The sequence below is a fragment of the Arhodomonas sp. KWT genome (assembly GCF_010993615.1).
Genome location: NZ_WNXE01000530.1, coordinates 1 through 1,111, shown reverse-complemented (window position 1 = coordinate 1,111; position 1,111 = coordinate 1). Strand labels below are relative to the sequence as shown.

At 67.5% G+C, this 1,111-nt stretch carries 1 pseudogene; it reads left to right on the top strand.

Annotated elements, in window-relative coordinates:
• Window positions 1-984: pseudogene (locus G7A99_RS20465) on the top strand (hypothetical protein); the annotation flags it as partial.
• Between the last annotated feature and the right edge of the window lie 127 nt (window positions 985-1,111).

Sequence of the window (1,111 nt, the reverse complement as noted above, 5' to 3'; positions counted from 1 at the left end):
GTCGCCATCCGGCCGCTGGAGATGGCTGGCGGGGGTGACGACGCGTCCGGGGCGCAGGCCCGCCGGGACGAGGAGGCCTCCGCACGCGTCGCGCCGCCGGACTACGCCAACAACCAGTACATGCCCTTCAAGTTCGATGCGCCCGTCGACAGCCGGCCGACGTGGCAGGTCTACGCGGCACGCATGACCCGCTACGAGAGCCGGTTCAGCGACGAGTTCACCACGGACAACCGCTATATCGAGGACACGTCCGGGCTGTTCGCGGCGGGTACCACGATCCGCCAGAATACCGCCGACGGCGACTACATCGGGCAGCTCTGGCACTACACGTTCTTCGACACCGCCCGCATGCAGTACGTGGAGGCCGGCTACCAGATGCCCACGGTCATGGCCGGTACCGACTGGGGCGGCTTCGAGCCCTATATCCGCGTGCAGTATGCCCGCGAGGAGGAGACCGGCCGTGCCGGCGTCGGCGACATCGACGCCGACGTCTACGGTCTCAAGCTGGGCGTGCACTCGCGCCGGGTCAGCGCCGCGCTGGTCGGCCATTACTCGCCGCAGCACGAAGGCAGTTTCCGCGACGGCGGACTCGTGCACCCCTACAGCGATCTCAGCGGCGTGTTCTACACCGACACCATGAACGACGGTGTCGACGGGCTCGGGCCGGGTTACGGCATCGGCGGCCGCCTCGACGTCACGTTCTCCGACGGCGTGGACCTGTTTACCCGTTACGTCTACTACGAGGCCAAACGCGGCCAGAGTCACGCCTTCTATTCCTATGACGGTGATCGCGGCTACGCTGCCGGCGTGCCGATCGTCGAGGACCAGAACAGCTGGGGCTGGGATACCGGGATCACCTTCGACCTGGGGGCATTCAGCCCGCAGCTGGAGGGGCTCAAGGTTCAGAACGTGCTCGGCATCACCGACTTCGACGGCGCCGAGCGCTTCTACGACAACCGCTTACGCCTTTTCTACCAGTTCTGACCGTCCACCCGCGGGAAGCGCCCGGTAGCGCCGGCGCTGCCGGGAGCGGCGGTGGCCCACGGCGGAGAGGTATTGCCGTGAGCCACCGGATCCCGGGGCGCCGGTGCCACCAATCCCTGGTATACCC